Source organism: Porphyromonas somerae DSM 23386 (assembly GCF_000372405.1).
Classification (GTDB): Bacteria; Bacteroidota; Bacteroidia; order Bacteroidales; family Porphyromonadaceae; genus Porphyromonas_A; species Porphyromonas_A somerae.
Genome location: NZ_AQVC01000014.1, coordinates 1 through 18,015, shown reverse-complemented (window position 1 = coordinate 18,015; position 18,015 = coordinate 1). Strand labels below are relative to the sequence as shown.

The following is an 18,015-nucleotide window of genomic DNA, read 5'->3' as shown; positions in this document are numbered from 1 at the left end:
ACTTATGAAAATATTAATTGTTGGAGCCGGAGAAGTAGGCACTCACCTAGCTGAGATGCTATCACACGAGGATCATGATATTGTGCTCCTCGATTCAGAGCCTACCAATCTAGACTTTGTCTACAATAACAGGTTGGAGATTATGCCATTCGTAGGGTCTCCGATTTCCTTCAAGGATCTAAAGTCAGCAGGTGCCGAAAGGACCGACCTATTCATAGCTGTAACCCCAGAGGAGTGCGACAACTTAGTTGCTTGCCACATGGCTAAAACTATGGGCGCCAAAAAGACCTTAGCCAGAATTAATAATAGCGAATACCTGCTCCCTAATTATAAAGAGCACTTTACCAACCTTGGGGTGGATGATATGATCTATCCCGAACAGCTAGCCGCCCAAGAGATTGTTAGTAGTCTTAGTCTACCGTGGGCCAAGCAATATTGGACCATCTTTGATAAGAAACTAGACCTCGTTGCAGCTCGAGTGACTCCCTCCTCCCCTCTCGTTGGGAAAAAGCTGATCAATCTCTCAGACTTTGAGGATAAGGTGATGCATATTTTGGCCATTGTACGGAATGGCCATACCATCATACCACGTGGTCAGGATGGCATTGAGGTCAATGATGTCCTTTACATCACTTCTATGCCCAAGTACCTCGATCAGGTGAGGAACTTCTGCGGGCAGGATAAGCTAGAAGTGCATAGAGTCATCATCATGGGCGGTAGTAGAATCGCCCTCAAAACGGCTCAGCTACTCCCTGATGATCTGAACATCAAGATTATAGAGCGAGACTATGATAAGTGTATGAAAATCTCCGAAGTGGTCGCCGATCATACCCTCGTCATTCATGGAGATGGCAGGGACCCCGACCTATTGGTCAATGAAGGGATCAAGAAAACCGATGCCTTCTTGTCCCTCACCAGTTCATCGGAGAGCAATATGCTCGCCACCCTCAATGCCAAAAGGCTTGGGGTGCCCATCTCTGTTTGCCAAATAGAGAATCTCGACTACCTCGACATAGCCAATGAGATGAAGATAGGCAACCTCATCAATAAAAAGCTGATTGCCGCTTCCGTCATATTCAGATACCTACTCAATATTGATATCTCCAATGCCAAAACCCTATCCATAGGGCAAGGTGAGGTGCTCGAAATAAACGTACGTGAAAAGTCATTAGTCACCACCAAGCCGGTGATGGAACTTAATTTACCACAAGAAATTACCATAGGCGGCTTGGTGAGGGATGATCAAGTAATACTCGTAGAAGGTAAAACTCAGATTCTAGCTGGCGATATGGTGATGGTTTTCTCCCAAAACGCCTCTCCAAAGGATCTGAATAAGCTTTTTGGATAGTTCATACGATATGCCATTCATAGATCACAACGAATACGAAACCAAGCGAGGCTTCAACTACAAGTTTGTCGCCCTCGTGCTAGGGCTACTCAGCCTATTCCAAACCATCTTCTTACTGATATGCCTGGGCGTCTCCTTGCACTATCATGATGATGGATTCAAAGCACTCCTCACCACCATTGGCCTTAATTTCGTGGTCGGATTGCCTCTAGCACTCTATGGAAAAGGACAGAATAGCTATGATACAGGGCGAAGAGAGGGTATGGTCACCGTAACCCTTAGCTGGGTATTGACATCTCTATTGGGTATGATGCCCTACCTATTAGGCGGCTTTATCCCCAACGTTTCAGAAGCCTTCTTTGAGTCCATGTCGGGCTTCTCGACCACTGGAGCCAGCATCCTCACCGATATCGAAGCACTCCCACGTAGCATCTTGCTTTGGAGAAGTATCACACAGTGGATCGGGGGCATCGGGATTATCGTATTTATTGTAGCCCTAGTCCCCTTCGCAGGAGAAAGTGCCTCCGTAGTTTACGACCACGAGACCACCGGCATTACCCACGACCGTTTTGTGCCCCGCATCGGCGTCATGGCGAAGTGGATCATGTTTATCTACATCATTCTATCCATCCTTTGTGTACTCCTATTGTGGGCTGGTCCCTTTACATTGTACGAAGCAGTTTGTCACGCTGCCACTTGCATCAGCACCGGAGGATTCTCGATTTACAATCAATCTATTGCCGAGGTTAATTCCGACTATATCATTATCGTCCTTACTATCTTTATGCTCTTTGGTGCCACCAGCTTCACCCTGATCTACTTCGCTACCGTTCGCAAAGAGCCCAAGAAGCTGTTCCGAGATTCAGAGTTCCGCTGGTTCATTTCCATCATCGTAGTCATCTCTATTGCCTCAGCCCTTTGGCTCTACTTCGGTGAATACTACACCTCTTTTCCTCAAGCATTGGAGCACGCTACATTTCAAGTAGTCAGCTTGTTCTCCACCACGGGATATGTGATTCAAGACTACAACTTTTGGGGGGCACCATTTTGGATCATTGCTCTATTCCTCATGTTTGTGGCAGGGTGTTCAGGCTCCACTAGTGGAGGGCTCAAGACCATCAGGTTCAGCATCCTCACCCGCAATCTCCTCAATGAATTTACCCGACGCACCCACCCCCAAGCCATTGTACCATTAAGGTATAACGGCACAGTGGTCAAGGATAAAGTGATCACACAGGTGTACAACTTCTTCTACGCCTACCTCACCCTATCCATTATCGCCACCTTTTCCATTTCACTAGAGGGCTACTCCTTTACCGATGCCGTATCCGCCTCCATCGCCTGCATATCCAGTTCAGGCCCAGGGCTCAGTGCCTTCGGACCTTTCTCCAATTATGCTAGCTTAGGCGACTTCAATACGTTTTTACTTTCATTCCTAATGCTGGTCGGACGCTTGGAGATATTCACCGTAATCACGCTACTACACCGTAGCTTTTGGAGAAACTAAATAGAGATCTTTTAAAGAAATACTTTACTATGGACTTACATGTAGAAGACATTAGAAGGGATTATAAAGTAGGGAGCTTATCCAAAAAAGATATGCCCGCCGACCCTATTAAGAAAATGGAGGAATGGCTGGAAGAGGCGATCCATCAAAAAGTAATTGAGCCTACAGCTATCATTGTAGCTACTTCTACCCCCGATGGGCACCCCTCCACCCGAACCGTATTGCTCAAAGAGCTAAAGGATGGGAAGGTTATTTTCTACAGCAACTACGAGAGCCGTAAAGGCCAACAGATCCTCGACAACCCACACGTATCGGTCACCTTCCTCTGGCACCAGCTTGAGCGACAGATTCACGTAGAAGGGATCTGCCAACATGTTGCCCCAGAGGTGAGTGATGCCTACTTCAGCAAGCGACCTTATATGAGCCGAGTAGGAGCCCGGATCTCCCCTCAGAGCCACCCGATCCCCAGCCGTGCCTATATCGTAGCAGAGTTTGCCAAGGAGAGCCTAAAGTACACTGGCACTCTAAGAAGAGTCCCCAGACCAGATACGTGGGGAGGTTTTGAAGTCACGCCTAACAGAATCGAGTTTTGGCAAGGGAGAGAGAGCCGACTTCACGATAGGTTCCTATACGAACTCCAACAAGATGGCACCTGGTCCCTCGTAAGACTAGCACCATAATAGGAGTTGCATTATCGGACCAAAGTAGAAAGCCAATAAAAAGGTCTCAAACGCTAATGTTTGAGACCTTTTTATTATGTGAATGAAATTGTCCTAGGGGGTGTCTTTCAAAGGTGTAATAGAGTGAATAAAAACTCTTGCACGAAGGCTCATAAAATTGAGTTGCATCAAAGCAAAAGTTTAGTTGCAACTAAGCAAATGCCGAGATGCAACAAAGCAATCACTTAGTTGCAACAAAGCAATCACCGAGATGCAACTAATCCTAACACTTGTATATACACCAGAAAATCAGAAGGTTAAAAATAAAGACACAGCACTGCAACTTATCCGTTAGTTTTTCATAATAGTCTCTATTTACCTACTTCAAATTGAATTGGGGATTTGGTCCATCTCTCATAGCTCTCCCCCATCAAAGCACAATTAATAAAGGTAGTACCATCCTCCTCTTTCACACCATAATCTTCGTGCATATGACCAAAGATGTGGAATTTCGGTTTTACCTTCTTTACTATATTTAATAAGGTATGGCTTCCATAATGACCATATAACTCTGAGACATCTTGCATTCCATAAGGTGGTTGATGCGAGACCAATACATCAATATCATTCTCACAAATAGCTTTTAGCCTAGGAGGGAGCTCTTTACTACCATAGGGCTCCACATAAAATGGAATGCCACAGATCTTTATTCCCTCGATAATCACACTTGAATAGTTGAGAAAGTGGCAATTTGAAGGCAACCCATTTATATTACCTCGTAGCAGTGCTTCATCATGATTTCCACAAATGAATACTTTGTGCTTATGAGGTAGGTTGGTAAACCACTCTAAGAAGTCTAGTGCTTCCTCCTTTGCTCCAATCATAGAAAAATCACCTGCGTGAATAAGTAAATCAGCATCTGGAGGTGTTTCACTTCTCCAATGCATCCCATGCGTGTCGCTTATCGCTAGTACTCTCATCGTAATCAAGAATCTGACTTTCGAGGCTTACACTATGTGGGAAGCCTCATTCCACGTCTATCTTTTTGCAAAGATAATACTCTCTTATGCCGAATTTAGGCATACGGATAAAAAGAGATTATCTCCCAACAGAAAAGGATTGCCCGATAGATTTGCTGGACTTCTCCAAAAATAAGGTAAAAACTATGTGTAGCCAATTCACCGATTATTTCAAGGGCAAATCACTACAGGCATATTTTACAATGGTTGAGCCCAAAGTCTTTTAAGCATTTGCTTCATATTAAAATAGTTATCATTGCTAGCTTGTTCTTTTTGAAAAACATCGGTGACAAGCCGATGAAACTGTACAGCATCTATGCTCCTATAGAGCATCCAAAGGGAACCATACACGTCACTATGGAAGAGGGACAAGAGCACGACCACTAAGCAGTACAGTTTTGTTCTACAGATAGATTAAAGGCTACACCCAAAATTGAGTGTAGCCTTTATTATTCACTAATACTATTAAATTACAGATGCTCAGAAGTCATGACGGTGCCTTCTTTAATGGGTCTAAGGGGAGGCGAAGAGTTCGGGGCAGTATGAATAGTATTTTCTTCATTCTGGGTTATTGGATAAATATACTTCTGTATTTCGTTGCATCTCAGGGAGCTTTGCCCTCGTCATTGAGGTACCATAGAATAGGGTAGCGTAATGCTTTTCATCGAGCTCCTCAAGGTCCTTCCGATCGAGGTGGAGGAGCTGTGGGAAGGGGGTGAATAGTGAGGCGGGCTTAGGAGATTGGTTGTAGGGGCAGACATCTTGACAGGTATCACAACCGTAAAATCGACGTCCGAACTGCTGTGCCAGCTCTGATGGAATAGCACCTCGATCCTCTATGGTAAGATAGTTGATGCATCGGTGGGCATTCAGCCCCTCCTCGGTGAGGGCTCCTGTGGGGCATGCCTTGAGGCACCTTTGGCAATCGTGACAGGAGTGGGAGCAACTTTGGTCGCTTTCCAACCTAAGGGAGGTCAGCAACTCCCCAAGGAATAGGAAGCTCCCCACCTCCGGTACAATGAGGTTGCGATGATGGCCGATAAAGCCGATCCCCGACTGCTCAGCCCAATACCGCTCCAGGAAGGGAGCGGTGTCTACCATTGCCCGATAGGTATGGGGTGCAACCTCAGAATGGATTCGATCGGCAAGCCCCAAGAGCAATCGTTTCATCACCTTATGATAGTCTCGACCGAGGGCATATTTAGCCACTTTTGGTGCCGTTGCATCTTGCCTCTGTGGGGGGTAATAACTAACTGCCAAGATGATGACCGAGGAGGCTTGGGGTAAAAGCAACTGGGGGTGCTGTCGTTGCTCCATATATCGCTCTAGGTAGGACATACTAGCGTGGTTGCCGTGCGATAGCCAATTTTTGTACCTTGCTATTTCGCTATCTGCCACCTGGGCAATAGGGGCAAACCCGACCGCATCGGCCCCCATCTCCATAGCGATAGTGCGTATTTGGCTATTTATTTGGCTGTTGAGCGACTTCATATTGCTTTAGAAGGTCAGCTCCAAGCGGTCGTAGGCTGGGAAGACCCCCTCGGGGCACATCTTCTCGATCTCTTGGTGCGTGCCAAAGGTATGAGCAAAGTGAGTAAGATAGGCTCTTTGGGGCTTTATCTCCTCAATGAAATGGAGCGCTTCTTGGAGGGTGATGTGCGCAGGGTGTTCATAGAGCCGCAGGGCATTGATCACGAGGGTAGGAATGCCTTTGAGTCGCTCCATCGTCTCCTCTGGTAAGGTTTTACAATCGGTGACATAAGCCAATTTATCGAATAGGTAACCTACTATTGGGAGCTTACCATGCATCACTCGGATGGGCTCCACACGACTCCCATCCTTAAGCACCAAAGGGGTGCCCACCGAGACCTCGTGCATCACAATATGGGGCACACCGGGGTAGCGGTGATCTACAAAAGCGTAGGGAAGTCGGCGCATGACCGCCTGAATAACATTGGTCTCCGCATAGACAGGCACTTCAGGCTTATCCCTAAAGAGCGGACGCATATCGTCAATACCACCGGTATGATCGTAATGCTCGTGGGTGAGAAGGATACGATCAAGATTGTGGCACTGTACGCTGAGTAACTGGCTACGGACATCTGGACCGCAATCGATCAGGATATCCTCGCCCCCATACTGAATCAGTGCCGAGGCTCTATATCGCTGATCCCGTGGGTCTTGTGAGGTACAGGTGCGGCAATCGCAGCCGATTTCTGGTATCCCTGTACTAGTTCCGGTTCCTAAAAAGGTGAGCTTTCCCATCATTTTATCTTCCTATATTTCCAATGCTCTCCTGTGCACCGCTCCGCACCATTCGTACCTCGGGGTGTAGCTCTATATCAAATTGCTTACGTACTGCCTCAATGATCCGCTGGGCAAAGTCTACTACCTCGTAGCTATAGGCATCGCCATAATTGACAATCACGAGGGGTTGCTGTGGGTAGGTACCTACCTTTCCATCCCTTACCCCCTTGAGCCCCACCTGCTCAATCAACCATGCGGCTGGTATTTTGAACTTCTCCTCGGGCAAAGCGTAGTGTGGCATCTCTGGGTACTTAAGCATCAAGTGAATGAAGTGAGGTTTATCAATAATTGGGTTCATGAAGAAACTACCTCCATTGGGGAGCACCTCAGGATCAGGCAACTTGCTTTCTCGGATACGAATCACCTCCTCCACAACCCTTTTCGGAGTGATAGAAGGTAGCTCACGAAGAGCCTGCAGACCTGCATAATGAAGATCGGGCTTTGGCAACCTTGAAAGCCGATAATCTACCGCATAAATCACCTCAAACTGCTGTGCCTTTTCCTTGAAAACAGAGTATCGATAACCATATTGGCACGCTTCATTAGTCCATATACGCTCTTCCCCTGTCTCTAGATTGATGCTATGAACCGCCTCTATCACCTGAGAGGCTTCTGCCCCATAAGCTCCAATATTTTGGACTGCCGAAGCCCCTACTTCGCCAGGGATCAGGGCTAGATTTTCCAAGCCCCATAGCCCTTTTCCGGTGGTTTCGAGGACCAACTGGTGCCAGTTTTTACCCGCCTCTACCCTCAGGAGGAGGGTCTCTTCATTTTCCTCCAAGAGCTCCACCTTTTGCCCCGAGTAGTGCAGCACCGCTCCCCTAAAGTCGCCAATAAAGAGCAAATTGCTTCCCCCACCCTTAATCATCATGGGCAAGGTACGGAAATACTCGTCGCGATATAGCTTCTGGATATCTTCTTTTGATTCGAGCTCAATGTAAAAACTCGCTTTGCAAGCCATTGCAAAGGTGTTGAGCCCCTTTAATTCAAAGCCTTTGTGTATCTGCATGATATTTATTCTAATGATTTTTATTCTTATTTCTCACCTCCGCAAGTCTCGCTTCGTGTGGGTTATCGGCAGGTTGCCAAAAACTACTTCCTAGCAGAGCATCAGGTAGGTATTGCTGGGCCACGAAATGACCAGGGTAATCGTGAGGGTAGATATAATCCTTGCCATACCCTAGCTCCTGCATCAGCTCTGTAGGTGCATTACGTAGGTGCATAGGTACCGGGTGGGCAGTATGATTCCGCACATAGGCCAGTGCTTGGTCTATAGCTAGGTATGCACTATTGCTCTTTGGGCTACAAGCGAGGTAAATGGTCGCCTCGGCCAAAGGAATTCGTCCCTCGGGCCACCCAATCTTGTCCACAGCATCAAAAGCACTCTGGGCAATCAGGAGGGCATTGGGGTTGGCCAAGCCTATATCTTCAGCCGCCAATATCACCAACCGTCGGGCAATAAAGCGGGGTTCCTCCCCACCCTCTATCATTCTTGCCAACCAGTAGAGTGCTGCATCTGGATCACTCCCTCTGACACTCTTAATGAATGCGGAGATAATATCGTAGTGCATCTCCCCACCCTTATCATAGACGGCTGGATTTTGCTGAAGATAATGGGCGACCAACTGGTTATTGATCAATACCCGCTTATTTTGGGATGCATCGGGCATAGTGGTTAGTAGCTCAAGGATATTCAGGAGCTTCCGTGCGTCCCCACCCGAAGCGGCAAAGAGGGCATCTGTCTCCTGAATATCAAACTGGTACTCCTTCAGCACCACATCCTCCTTCGTCACCCGCTCCAAAAGCTGTTGCAACGCATGGGCGTCAAGCGACTTCAGCACAAAGACCCGACAGCGAGAGAGCAGCGGCCTAATCACCTCAAAGGAGGGGTTTTCCGTTGTGGCACCAATAAGAGTGATGCTTCCCCGCTCCACAGCGTGAAGCAGAGAATCTTGCTGCGACTTACTAAACCGATGTATCTCATCAATAAATAGGATCGGTGTCTTACCACCACCAAAGAGGCCACTCCGCCGTTCGTCGGCTTTCTGAATCACCTCCCGAACCTCCTTCACCCCAGCCGAGACCGCACTAAGCGTGAAGAAGGGAAGCCCCATCTGCTCACTGATAATATGAGCTAAGGTCGTTTTCCCTACTCCAGGAGGACCCCAAAGGATAAAACTCCTCAACAGGCCACTCTCCAGCATCTCGTACAGGGGAGCACCTTTCGCCACAAGATGCTCCTGCCCAACATACTCCGACAGCTGTGTAGGGCGCATTCTCTCAGCCAATGGTGCCAATTGCTCGCTCATAAGCCACTTTCAAAAAATGATCCTTCTATCCCTATTCACTACCCTCCTTAATTTCATTTTGTAAATATACCCATTTTTTCAGCCAATAGAGAGAGGTTCGCCAAGAACGTCATTCCTATCCCCTCTATTGATTGTTGTCACTTCGTCGAGATAGGGTCTCCGTTTTCATCTGGATAGCGTCTGTTATTTATAGAATAGTCTTATAAGCATATCATTTTAATGGCAAAATGGTTATGAAATAGGTTGGATTAGGAGAAACCAATGTAATTTCTTTGTATACTTGAAATATTTATGTACCTTTGCAAAGCTTTGAAAGCGGGATCTGCTAGCTCAGTAGGTAGAGCACAACACTTTTAATGTTGGGGTCTTGGGTTCGAGCCCCAAGCAGATCACAGTTTGTTTTCAGTCCTCCTTCAGAAGGAGACAATATTAAAGCTCTTCAATCTACCTCTTTCATCGGTAAATTAAAGAGCTTTTTGTTTTTGGCAGTCACTGCATCTTTTCCAAGACTCTCTACAAAGACCACATATATCTCTCCTCCAAAATAGGCTTCATTTCACAATAGAAAAAGGGTGTTAAAGTGCTGAAATCCACACCTTAACACCCTTTGAGCCTCTTGCCGGACTCGAACCAGCGACCGTCTGATTACAAATCAGGAGCTCTACCAACTGAGCTAAAGAGGCGGGTGGGTAAGCTATCTACATCGCGCCGCTACAACCAGCTACCCTTGCTGCGATCAAGCCCTGGGGGAGTTCACCAGGAGCTGGCCGTGCAGGACTTACCCGTAACGATTGCAAAGGTACCATTATTTTTTGTCGCTACCAAATGTATACCTTTAACGTGGTCCAGCTTGGACTTGAACCAAGGACGCCCTGATTATGAGTCAGGTGCTCTAACCAACTGAGCTACAGGACCAATCAAATAGATGCTTTGCGTGCATTACACGAAATCTCCGCATCCTCTCGTTTTTCGTGTTTGCAAAGATAGCAATAATAGTTTTCTCAGGCAAGTGTTTACGAAAATATTTTGCTTTTGGATCTATATAATAGGAGTGATGCGCCTTGGTAGATTATGCATCTTCTATTCAAATGCGTTTTTATAGCAAGTCTAAGCATTAAAGGGCGTTTCCGACTGATTTATAGATTGTGAAGTGAATAGAAGTATAGTAAAAGTTGTATCTTTGCCTATATGTAAACTAGATTAGTGCCGATATATGAGAATTTGTTTATTAGGATATGGAAGAATGGGGCACGAGGTGGAACAAGTTGCACTATCTCGTGGGCATAAGATTGTAGCTACAGTTGACTCCGATTGGGATACTCTCCCTAGTTGCGATATTGTGATTGAATTTAGTCGTCCTGAAGCTGCATTTAATAATATAACTAAGTGTATCCAACAAGGGCTTCCTATCGTGTCGGGAACCACTGGATGGCTAGAGCAGTGGGGCAAAGCAGTTGATTGCGTGAAGCAGAATAACGGCACACTTTTTTACGCATCCAATTTTAGTGTAGGGGTTTATCTTTTCCGACTGATTAATACCTATATGGCAAGGTTGATGAACCATTATCCCAACTACCTACCAACTGTTGAAGAGACACATCATATCCATAAGCTAGATTATCCGAGCGGCACTGCACTCACCATTGCCAATGAGATGCTTGAGTATCTAGATTCGAAGTCGGAGACTTTAGCGTATCTAGAACCTAATAAAGTCCCTACTCATAGGGATGACCAACTTTTGATCACCTCGATACGTAAAGATAGTGTCCCTGGCACCCATGTAGTTAAGTATGAGAGCGAAGAGGATGTTTTAACCCTTTCTCACGAAGCAAAGGGTAGAAAAGGTCTAGCACTTGGCGCCGTATTAGCTGCCGAATTTGTGGTTGACAAAAAGGGTATTTATGGAATGGAGGATTTAATTCGATTAGACTAAGTTGTTATGGAAGAGAAGAAAAGAATAGATTGGAAGGGAGTTTCCAAGAAACAATGGATTAAAGCTGCGATTTGGGGCGTCATTATCCTTTTGTTTTCGATCTGGGTGAGTAGTGCTTGGTTTTTCCTAATTGTTTATCCTTTCATTTTTGATATTTACGTTACTCGCATTATTCCGTGGCGGTGGTGGGAGAAGTCTTCAAGTTCTGTAGTGAGGGGAATTATGGGACTTGTTGAGGATTTAATCGTTGTATTAATCATTGTGCACTTTCTAAACCTTTTTGTGTTTCAGCAGTTTAAGATACCTTCAGGCTCCCTTGAGAAAACAGCTTTAATCGGTGATCATCTTTTTGTAAGCAAGTTAAGTTATGGTCCTAGGGTTCCGATGACTCCCTTGGCATTTCCTCTATTTCACAATCAATTTCCTGGGGGTGGTAAAGCATATTTGGATAAACCACAATGGAAATATCATAGAGTCAAAGGCTTTGGAAAGGTAAAGATGAATGATATCGTTGTGTTCAATTTCCCGGTAGGAGATACTGTAGCTCTAAATGTCACGAACCCCGACTACTATACCCTTAAAAAGCAGTATGGGAGAGACCGAATATGGAGCGATAAACAAACGTTTGGAGAGGTGGTGTATAGGCCTGTTGACATGCGCGACCACTATGTCAAAAGAGCTGTAGGAATGCCTGGCGACTCGCTTCAGATCATAAATAATTCGCTGTACATCAATGGGCAATTGATGAAAGAGCCTGAAAAACTCCAGTATAATTATTTCGTTGAGACTAATGGTAATCACTTCTCAGCAAAAGAACTTCAAGACTTGGGTATTAATGAAGATGATATTGTGTTATTAGCAAATCAAACCTTTGTATTCGATAATGATACTCTAGGCACTTCTGGGGCATTGTATCATTTCCCTTTAACTAAGGAAATGAAAGAAAAGCTAGAGCGACACTCTATAGTTACCAAGATTATTGTAGAACCTTCTCCATCAGCGGATCAATTTTACACTTTCCCAATAGACATGGAAACAGGTTGGACTCGAGATAATTATGGACCCCTATGGATTCCGAAGAAAGGTGCTACTATATACCTCACTCCCGACAACCTACAGCTGTATAAACGCTGCATCACAAATTATGAAGGTCACGATTTAGTCGTAAAAGATAGCATTATCTATATTGATGGCATTGCATCTGACACTTATACATTTGAGATGGATTATTACTGGATGATGGGCGATAATAGGCACAATTCACTAGACTCTCGTAGCTGGGGTTTTGTTCCAGAGGATCACATAGTCGGGAAACCGATGTTTGTATGGCTCTCTTGGGATAAGGATAAAGGTGGTGTGAGGTGGAATAGATTTTTTACCACTCTACATTGATGGGGAGAGAAAAAAATAAGAGCTATAGGTCATCAGGCATAGTTTGGTTATGGTTGATTTTCCTTGCGTTCCTACTTATCCTGATAAAGTTTTTCTTCATTGGCACCTATTACATTGAAGGTGATAGCACGACACAAAAGAGTTTGATAATCGTCTCTATCCAGTCAAAACCAAAGGTTGAGGGAGATATTATTCTCATTGAGCTCACAAATGGGGAGCTAGCACCTGCCGAATACATCTCTCACACAAAGGAGAAGTGCAAAGTCCGTATAGGAGGTGAAGAGAAATGGATCAAGACAAAGATGATTAAGGGCAAGATGATAAAATCATTTAGACTATGATGACTTTGCCAACTGCCTTTTTGCCCAACATACCCTATTTATATCTTCTCGCTCACAATAAGGTCAGTGGAATATATGTGGGTGAACAGTATGAGAAACAAACCTTTCGAAATAGGACTAACCTTATGGGCCCCAACGGAAAGGTAACCTTCACTATACCAGTAGAGAAGATTGGATACCCATCACCATCTACATACGAAGTTTGTATTTCCGAGCATGGTCAATGGAGGAATAAATTGTGGCAAATGCTTAGAAGTAACTATTGCTCCACACCATATTGGGAGCATTATTGTGAATCAATCGGGGAGCACGTCTTCAACCCAGCTCATCGCTTAGTAGATTACAATCACGATTGGTTAGCTTTACTTTGTAAGTTAATTGGTATTGACACCCCTCCTTTGGTCCATACTCAAGATGGTTCACCAATTTTTTTGACGGAGTTTTATACACCTCAGCATCATCTTTTTTCAAGAAGATACTGGCAGGTATTTGAATACAAATTTGGGTTTCAACCAAATTTATCAGCCCTAGATATGCTACTATGTATAGGTTCAGAGAGTAGGCTTATACTTTTCGAAGACGAACCGATCGCATAGCATGGTCCGTTCCTTTTTCAAGGATTAAGCTTGACCTAAACTTAGTCGGTAGAATATTTTCATATAGGTTTTTAAGGTTAATCTCTTCCCAGATCTGGTTAGCTATTGCTTTTGCCTCCTCTAATGGCAAGTCAGCAAATCTTGTGAAAAATGAATCAGGATTATTGAAGGCTGTTTGCTGAAGCTTGATAAATCGATCCACATACCACCTTCTAATATTTTCCACATCTGCATCCACGTAGATAGAAAAGTCAAAAAAGTCCGAAACAAATACTTGCTGCGTGGCTTCCATTCTATCCGGATCTACCTGCAATACATTAATTCCCTCCACGATCAATATATCTGGTTGGTCAATGACCTGTACTTCATCTGGGATAATATCGTAGAATAGATGTGAGTACACTGGCACTTCCAAGTATCTTTTACCACTTTTTACTGAAAAAAGGAAGTTGATCAATCGCTTTGCATCATAGCTTTCAGGGAAACCTTTGCGATCCAAGATTCCTCTTTTCGCCAGCTCAGCATTGGGCAAGAGAAAACCATCGGTAGTCAGGAGGTCCACCTTAGGGCACGACTGATCCATTGAGAGTAGTTTCTGAAGCACTCGTGCCGTAGTACTCTTTCCCACAGCGACACTTCCAGCAATCCCAATTACGAAAGGGACATTATGAGACGGCTTATGGAAAAATTCATCATATTCATTGTGTAGTCTCTTAAAGTGAGTGATATGAATTTGAAGCAACCTGCAAAGTGGCAGATATATATCACTAATTTCAGACTCAGTTAGTGGTTCATTGAGAGCTCTTAATTTACTCAAGTCAATCTGTGAAAAAGGAAAGTCGGGATGGCTATCAAGCCGGCTCCATTCATTACGAGTAAAAGTGCGAAAAGGCGAAAAAGTTGAGTTTTGCATTGTTTTGCGACTTTAATCTACCGTGCTAAACAATAAGACTCTGTGGAGTGCTGTTCAAACAAAATAGTATTTTTTTGAACTGCAACAAACCACTTATCCCATTGGATGAAAAGGTCAGACAGATATAGTGATTACGCTTAGATTTCATACATGTTACAAATTGTGATGCAAATGTACCTATTTTCACCAACATATACCCCTACAATCAAATCTATTCACCCAGGAATAATCACCAATTATTATTATGAATTCTAATTAATTTATTATCTTTGCGACGTCAAAGACAAACCATAACAGTTTGCCGAAGTGGCTCAGTTGGTAGAGCAACGCATTCGTAATGCGTAGGTCACGGGTTCGAGTCCCGTCTTCGGCTCAAAGTATATAGAGAAAAGCATATGGTTATAAGGGAGTGCAGACAAGCATTTCCTTATTTTTTTGTGATAAGGTTGCCGTAGATAATATCTAATTAAAGCGGGAATAATGGCTAAACAATACTCTTTTGATTGATGTGGTATCAAGAGTATTGCAATGTGCATATCAAAATAGTTATTGCAAAAAAACAACATATTGTACTTGGCAAATAGTCGGCTTTTCCCTACATTTGTGGAGAAAAGCATTGTAGTAATAACTAACTCTTAGGAGCGGGTCTCTTTTGATACTTCTCCGATGAGCAAAACCTATTAAAAGACCACTATGATTATTTGCATTCCAAAGGAGATAATGCACGGTGAGAGCCGAGTATCTGCAACTCCTGAAACTGTAGAGAAGTTTGTAGCCGATGGTGCTACAGTCTATGTAGAGGCTGGTGCTGGTGAGCCTTCATTTCACCACGACAATGACTATGTAACTGCTGGTGCTCAGCTTTTGACTGATACTGAAGAGCTGTACCAAAAGGCAGATGTTATTCTTAAAGTCAAAGAGCCTCTATTCAATGAGAGACTTGGAAAGCATGAAGTAGATATGATGCATGAAGGTCAGGTGTTGATTACCTTCATACACCCTGCATCACCTGTAAATCACGACATGGTACGCAAGCTGGCTAAGCAGGGCGTTATTGCTTTGACGCTTGATGGCATTCCACGCATATCCAGAGCTCAAAACTTAGATGCGCTCACCTCTATGAGTACCTGTGCAGGGTATAAGGGCATCTTATTAGCCGCTAATGAATTGGCCTACTTTATGCCTCAGATGTTTACTGCTGTAGGTCAAATCAAACCTGCTAAGGCAATGGTTATAGGAGTGGGAGTTGCTGGTCTTCAGGCACTAGCCACTGCACGACGTCTTGGTGCTATCACCTACGCTGCAGATATTCGTCCTATGGCTCTGGAGCAAGCCACTAGTTTGGGAGCTAAGCCAATTGAAACGGGCGTACCTGCTGAATTGGCAATTGCCGAAGGAGGATATGCCAATAGTTTACCAGCGGATGTACTAGCTAAGGAGCGTGAGATGCTATTCCCTACTATCAAGGAGATGGACATCGTATTTTGCTCTGCACTTGTTCCTGGTAAGATTGCCCCAACGCTTATCACAGAAGAGATGGTTAAGCAGATGAAGCCTGGCTCTGTGATCGTGGATATCTCTATCGACCAAGGCGGAAACTGCGAAATCACCCCCCCAGGAGAGACAGAGAGGAAGCACAATGTAACTCTTATCGGTATCAAAAACATTCCTGGTCTACTGCCTAATAGCTCCACATGGATGTTTGCCCAAAATGTTTACAACCTCGTGAAGTACCTTACCAAGGATGGCAAGATTGCTCTAGATATGAGTGATGAGATTTGTCAGAAGATCCTCGTAACTCGTGACCATGAGATCGTACATCAAGGCACACTTGAGGCAATGAATAAGTAATTAATGCACGCTAAAGGAGGTATACTACGGACCTATGTCCGCCCGTATACCTCCTTTAACTTTGTTATTATTATATATGAGTCCTATATTATTAGTACTGGTATTCATAGTATCCTCTGTTGTTGGGTACTTTGTGATTAAGAAAATACCAAGTTTGCTCCACACCCCACTTATGTCGGGAATGAATGCTCTCTCTGGAATTACAGTAGTTGGTGCCATAATCAGCCTACTTCAGTTTGTTGGCTTCACAGAGCTGACTAGGTGGTTTGGAGGTGCTGGAATCATCAATACAGCAATAATTATCTCTGGCATTGCCATTCTCTTGGCCATGATCAATATTGTAGGTGGTTTTGGGGTTACAGAGCGTATGCTCCGGATGTTCAAGTCTAAAAAAGGCAAAGAGAAAGGAGGTAAGTCATGAGTGTGTTTCTAAGCTATCTTATTCCTATTCTCGTTGTTGTGGGACTATGGATGATGAGTCGAGTTCCCACTGCAGTACAAGGCAACCGATTGAGTATCATTGCGATGATACTTGCGATATTAGTTGCTTTTTCTGGTGGTAGTCTTACAGCCATCTTGGTTGCATGTCTATTCTTGCTATTGGGTGGTGCTATCGGACTTGTGCTAGCACGCAAAGTGACTATGATTCAGATGCCACAAACTGTGGGGCTACTTAATGGTCTAGGTGGTGCTGCATCAGCACTCGTCGGTATCGTAACACTTGGTGTTACTTCTGTATCAGCTAGTATTGTTGGTTTTTTTCAGCAACCCACCTTCCATTTTGAGGCTTTTACTGCTGTACTTGCCATTGTTATCGGTATGGTAACACTTACTGGGAGCCTCGTAGCAGCTGGAAAGTTGCATCGAGTGTTAAAGCAACAACCTGTCATATTACCCTTTCATAGTTTGATAATGTTAGGATTACTTGTGCTATCCTTAGTTATGCTTATATGGGGTGGATGGTTCCTTAACACCGATAACTTCATTTGGATTGCACTCCTTACTGTGGTGGTTTCAGGCCTCTTTGGATGGATTTTCACTCTTCGAGTAGGTGGTGCTGATATGCCTATAACCATTTCACTTCTCAACTCTCTGAGCGGTGTAGCTGGTGGTATAGCAGGTATGGCAATTGGCAATGTAATGCTGGTAGCGATAGGTGGTATAGTGGGGGCTTCTGGATTGCTTCTCACGCAAGTGATGTGCAAAGCGATGAATAGGAGCTTACTTGATATTCTATTGGGCAAAACATCTGCACCAACTCAAGCAAAAAAGAGTTCTACTCCACCTCCAACACCTAAGGCAGAGCCTCAAGCTTCAAAAGAGAGCACTCTAAGTGAGGAGATGAAGGCTGCTAAGAGCGTGATCATCGTACCAGGGTATGGTATGGCCTTGGCTCAAGCTCAGCATCAGGTTAAGCAACTTGGACAAGCCTTTGAAGAGAATGGAGCTAAGGTACGCTATGCAATCCACCCAGTAGCTGGTCGTATGCCAGGGCATATGAATGTGCTACTTGCAGAGGCCGATGTAGACTACGAGGAGCTTTTTGAGATGGAGCAGATCAATGATGACTTCAGCAACACCGACCTCGTAGTAGTGGTAGGAGCTAATGACGTGATCAATCCAGCGGCTCGTGAGGCTGAGGGCACCCCTATTTATGGTATGCCGGTACTCAATGTAGACCAAGCAAAGAAGATCATCATCTGTAACTACGANCTCAAACCAGGTTATGCCAANGTNCCNAACCCACTCTACGAAAACAAGGAGAAGGTGACCATGATGCTAGGCGATGCGAAGGAGAGTGTCGGCAAACTCATCAAAGAGTTGCACTCATCAGCACCTG

General features: G+C 44.6%; 16 protein-coding genes and 4 tRNA genes. 12 read left to right on the top strand and 8 right to left on the bottom strand.

Annotated elements, in window-relative coordinates; translation table 11 throughout:
* Positions 1–4: 4 nt before the first annotated feature.
* Genes trkA through pdxH form a run of 3 tightly spaced genes read left to right on the top strand, consistent with a single transcriptional unit; the run spans position 5 to position 3,535 of the window.
* Positions 5–1,348, top strand: a complete 1,344-nt coding sequence (trkA, locus tag A3GK_RS0104025; protein WP_018028198.1) for a Trk system potassium transporter TrkA — start codon at positions 5–7, stop codon at positions 1,346–1,348.
* A gap of 10 nt (positions 1,349–1,358) precedes the next feature.
* Positions 1,359–2,855, top strand: coding sequence for a TrkH family potassium uptake protein (locus tag A3GK_RS0104020; protein ID WP_018028197.1), 1,497 nt, complete (start codon positions 1,359–1,361; stop codon positions 2,853–2,855).
* Between the two features lie 29 nt (positions 2,856–2,884).
* Positions 2,885–3,535 carry a pyridoxamine 5'-phosphate oxidase gene (gene pdxH / locus A3GK_RS0104015; RefSeq protein WP_018028196.1) on the top strand — a complete coding sequence of 217 codons (651 nt, stop codon included), beginning with the start codon at positions 2,885–2,887 and terminating at the stop codon, positions 3,533–3,535.
* A 350-nt stretch (positions 3,536–3,885) separates the two neighbouring features.
* Here pdxH and A3GK_RS10400 read toward each other — a convergent pair whose 3' ends face one another.
* The 5 genes from A3GK_RS10400 to A3GK_RS0103980 all read right to left on the bottom strand — a co-directional run bounded on the left by A3GK_RS10400 (position 3,886) and on the right by A3GK_RS0103980 (position 9,149).
* Positions 3,886–4,494, bottom strand: a complete 609-nt coding sequence (locus A3GK_RS10400; RefSeq protein ID WP_081605311.1) for a metallophosphoesterase family protein — start codon at positions 4,492–4,494, stop codon at positions 3,886–3,888.
* 597 nt (positions 4,495–5,091) lie between these two features.
* Entirely contained in the window at positions 5,092–6,024 is a 933-nt protein-coding gene (gene queG / locus A3GK_RS0103995) for a tRNA epoxyqueuosine(34) reductase QueG (protein WP_026161708.1), read from the bottom strand.
* Between the two features lie 6 nt (positions 6,025–6,030).
* Positions 6,031–6,801, bottom strand: coding sequence for an MBL fold metallo-hydrolase (locus A3GK_RS0103990; RefSeq protein WP_018028191.1), 771 nt, complete (start codon positions 6,799–6,801; stop codon positions 6,031–6,033).
* Between the two features lies 1 nt (position 6,802).
* Positions 6,803–7,849, bottom strand: coding sequence for a UDP-N-acetylmuramate dehydrogenase (murB, locus tag A3GK_RS10395; protein WP_018028190.1), 1,047 nt, complete (start codon positions 7,847–7,849; stop codon positions 6,803–6,805).
* Between the two features lie 10 nt (positions 7,850–7,859).
* Positions 7,860–9,149, bottom strand: a complete 1,290-nt coding sequence (locus tag A3GK_RS0103980; protein WP_018028189.1) for a replication-associated recombination protein A — start codon at positions 9,147–9,149, stop codon at positions 7,860–7,862.
* A 319-nt stretch (positions 9,150–9,468) separates the two neighbouring features.
* On the opposite strand from A3GK_RS0103980, the gene A3GK_RS0103975 reads away from it, so the two are divergent.
* A tRNA-Lys gene (locus tag A3GK_RS0103975) sits at positions 9,469–9,541 on the top strand.
* A 218-nt stretch (positions 9,542–9,759) separates the two neighbouring features.
* Here A3GK_RS0103975 and A3GK_RS0103970 read toward each other — a convergent pair.
* Both A3GK_RS0103970 and A3GK_RS0103965 read right to left on the bottom strand, forming a co-directional pair.
* Positions 9,760–9,832: transfer RNA gene (locus tag A3GK_RS0103970), tRNA-Thr, on the bottom strand.
* Between the two features lie 158 nt (positions 9,833–9,990).
* A tRNA-Ile gene (locus A3GK_RS0103965) sits at positions 9,991–10,064 on the bottom strand.
* Between the two features lie 298 nt (positions 10,065–10,362).
* On the opposite strand from A3GK_RS0103965, the gene dapB reads away from it, so the two are divergent.
* From dapB to A3GK_RS0103945, 4 genes are read left to right on the top strand one after another with little or no spacing between them, the layout of a single operon-like run.
* Positions 10,363–11,082 (top strand): 4-hydroxy-tetrahydrodipicolinate reductase, encoded by a 720-nt coding sequence (gene dapB, locus A3GK_RS0103960; protein WP_026161706.1) that lies wholly within the window; start codon positions 10,363–10,365, stop codon positions 11,080–11,082.
* A gap of 6 nt (positions 11,083–11,088) precedes the next feature.
* On the top strand, positions 11,089–12,474 hold the full coding sequence (locus A3GK_RS0103955; RefSeq protein WP_018028187.1) for a S26 family signal peptidase: 1,386 nt from the start codon (positions 11,089–11,091) through the stop codon (positions 12,472–12,474).
* A complete protein-coding gene (locus A3GK_RS0103950; protein ID WP_018028186.1) occupies positions 12,474–12,815 on the top strand; it encodes a hypothetical protein in 342 nt (113 codons plus the stop codon). Before A3GK_RS0103955 ends, A3GK_RS0103950 begins: the two co-directional genes overlap by 1 nt.
* Positions 12,812–13,411 carry a WbqC family protein gene (locus A3GK_RS0103945; protein ID WP_018028185.1) on the top strand — a complete coding sequence of 200 codons (600 nt, stop codon included), beginning with the start codon at positions 12,812–12,814 and terminating at the stop codon, positions 13,409–13,411. The genes A3GK_RS0103950 and A3GK_RS0103945 overlap by 4 nt, the downstream gene beginning before the upstream one ends.
* Here A3GK_RS0103945 and coaA read toward each other — a convergent pair.
* Positions 13,380–14,324, bottom strand: a complete 945-nt coding sequence (gene coaA, locus A3GK_RS0103940) for a type I pantothenate kinase (RefSeq protein WP_018028184.1) — start codon at positions 14,322–14,324, stop codon at positions 13,380–13,382. The genes A3GK_RS0103945 and coaA overlap by 32 nt on opposite strands.
* 300 nt (positions 14,325–14,624) lie before the next feature.
* Between coaA and A3GK_RS0103935 the strand changes: the two genes are divergently transcribed.
* From A3GK_RS0103935 to A3GK_RS0103920, 4 genes are all read left to right on the top strand, one after another.
* A tRNA-Thr gene (locus tag A3GK_RS0103935) sits at positions 14,625–14,697 on the top strand.
* A gap of 320 nt (positions 14,698–15,017) precedes the next feature.
* Positions 15,018–16,175, top strand: coding sequence for an NAD(P) transhydrogenase subunit alpha (locus A3GK_RS0103930; protein WP_018028183.1), 1,158 nt, complete (start codon positions 15,018–15,020; stop codon positions 16,173–16,175).
* 76 nt (positions 16,176–16,251) lie between these two features.
* Entirely contained in the window at positions 16,252–16,596 is a 345-nt protein-coding gene (locus tag A3GK_RS0103925; protein WP_026161704.1) for an NAD(P) transhydrogenase subunit alpha, read from the top strand.
* Positions 16,593–18,015, top strand: a 1,423-nt coding sequence (locus A3GK_RS0103920) for an NAD(P)(+) transhydrogenase (Re/Si-specific) subunit beta (RefSeq protein WP_026161703.1), incomplete at its 3' end; no start/stop codon positions are given. The genes A3GK_RS0103925 and A3GK_RS0103920, both read left to right, overlap by 4 nt.

What these genes read in the sequence shown, in the direction of transcription:
- A3GK_RS0103980 (WP_018028189.1), bottom strand. Translation starts at nt 9,149, where the DNA reads ATGAGCGAGCAATTGGCACCATTGGCTGAGAGAATGCGCCCTACACAG.
- queG (WP_026161708.1), bottom strand. Translation starts at nt 6,024, where the DNA reads ATGAAGTCGCTCAACAGCCAAATAAATAGCCAAATACGCACTATCGCT.
- A3GK_RS0103930 (WP_018028183.1), top strand. Translation starts at nt 15,018, where the DNA reads ATGATTATTTGCATTCCAAAGGAGATAATGCACGGTGAGAGCCGAGTA.
- trkA (WP_018028198.1), top strand. Translation starts at nt 5, where the DNA reads ATGAAAATATTAATTGTTGGAGCCGGAGAAGTAGGCACTCACCTAGCT.
- A3GK_RS10400 (WP_081605311.1), bottom strand. Translation starts at nt 4,494, where the DNA reads ATGAGAGTACTAGCGATAAGCGACACGCATGGGATGCATTGGAGAAGT.
- A3GK_RS0103990 (WP_018028191.1), bottom strand. Translation starts at nt 6,801, where the DNA reads ATGATGGGAAAGCTCACCTTTTTAGGAACCGGAACTAGTACAGGGATA.
- coaA (WP_018028184.1), bottom strand. Translation starts at nt 14,324, where the DNA reads ATGCAAAACTCAACTTTTTCGCCTTTTCGCACTTTTACTCGTAATGAA.
- A3GK_RS0103925 (WP_026161704.1), top strand. Translation starts at nt 16,252, where the DNA reads ATGAGTCCTATATTATTAGTACTGGTATTCATAGTATCCTCTGTTGTT.
- A3GK_RS0104020 (WP_018028197.1), top strand. Translation starts at nt 1,359, where the DNA reads ATGCCATTCATAGATCACAACGAATACGAAACCAAGCGAGGCTTCAAC.
- A3GK_RS0103955 (WP_018028187.1), top strand. Translation starts at nt 11,089, where the DNA reads ATGGAAGAGAAGAAAAGAATAGATTGGAAGGGAGTTTCCAAGAAACAA.
- pdxH (WP_018028196.1), top strand. Translation starts at nt 2,885, where the DNA reads ATGGACTTACATGTAGAAGACATTAGAAGGGATTATAAAGTAGGGAGC.
- A3GK_RS0103950 (WP_018028186.1), top strand. Translation starts at nt 12,474, where the DNA reads ATGGGGAGAGAAAAAAATAAGAGCTATAGGTCATCAGGCATAGTTTGG.
- murB (WP_018028190.1), bottom strand. Translation starts at nt 7,849, where the DNA reads ATGCAGATACACAAAGGCTTTGAATTAAAGGGGCTCAACACCTTTGCA.
- dapB (WP_026161706.1), top strand. Translation starts at nt 10,363, where the DNA reads ATGAGAATTTGTTTATTAGGATATGGAAGAATGGGGCACGAGGTGGAA.
- A3GK_RS0103945 (WP_018028185.1), top strand. Translation starts at nt 12,812, where the DNA reads ATGATGACTTTGCCAACTGCCTTTTTGCCCAACATACCCTATTTATAT.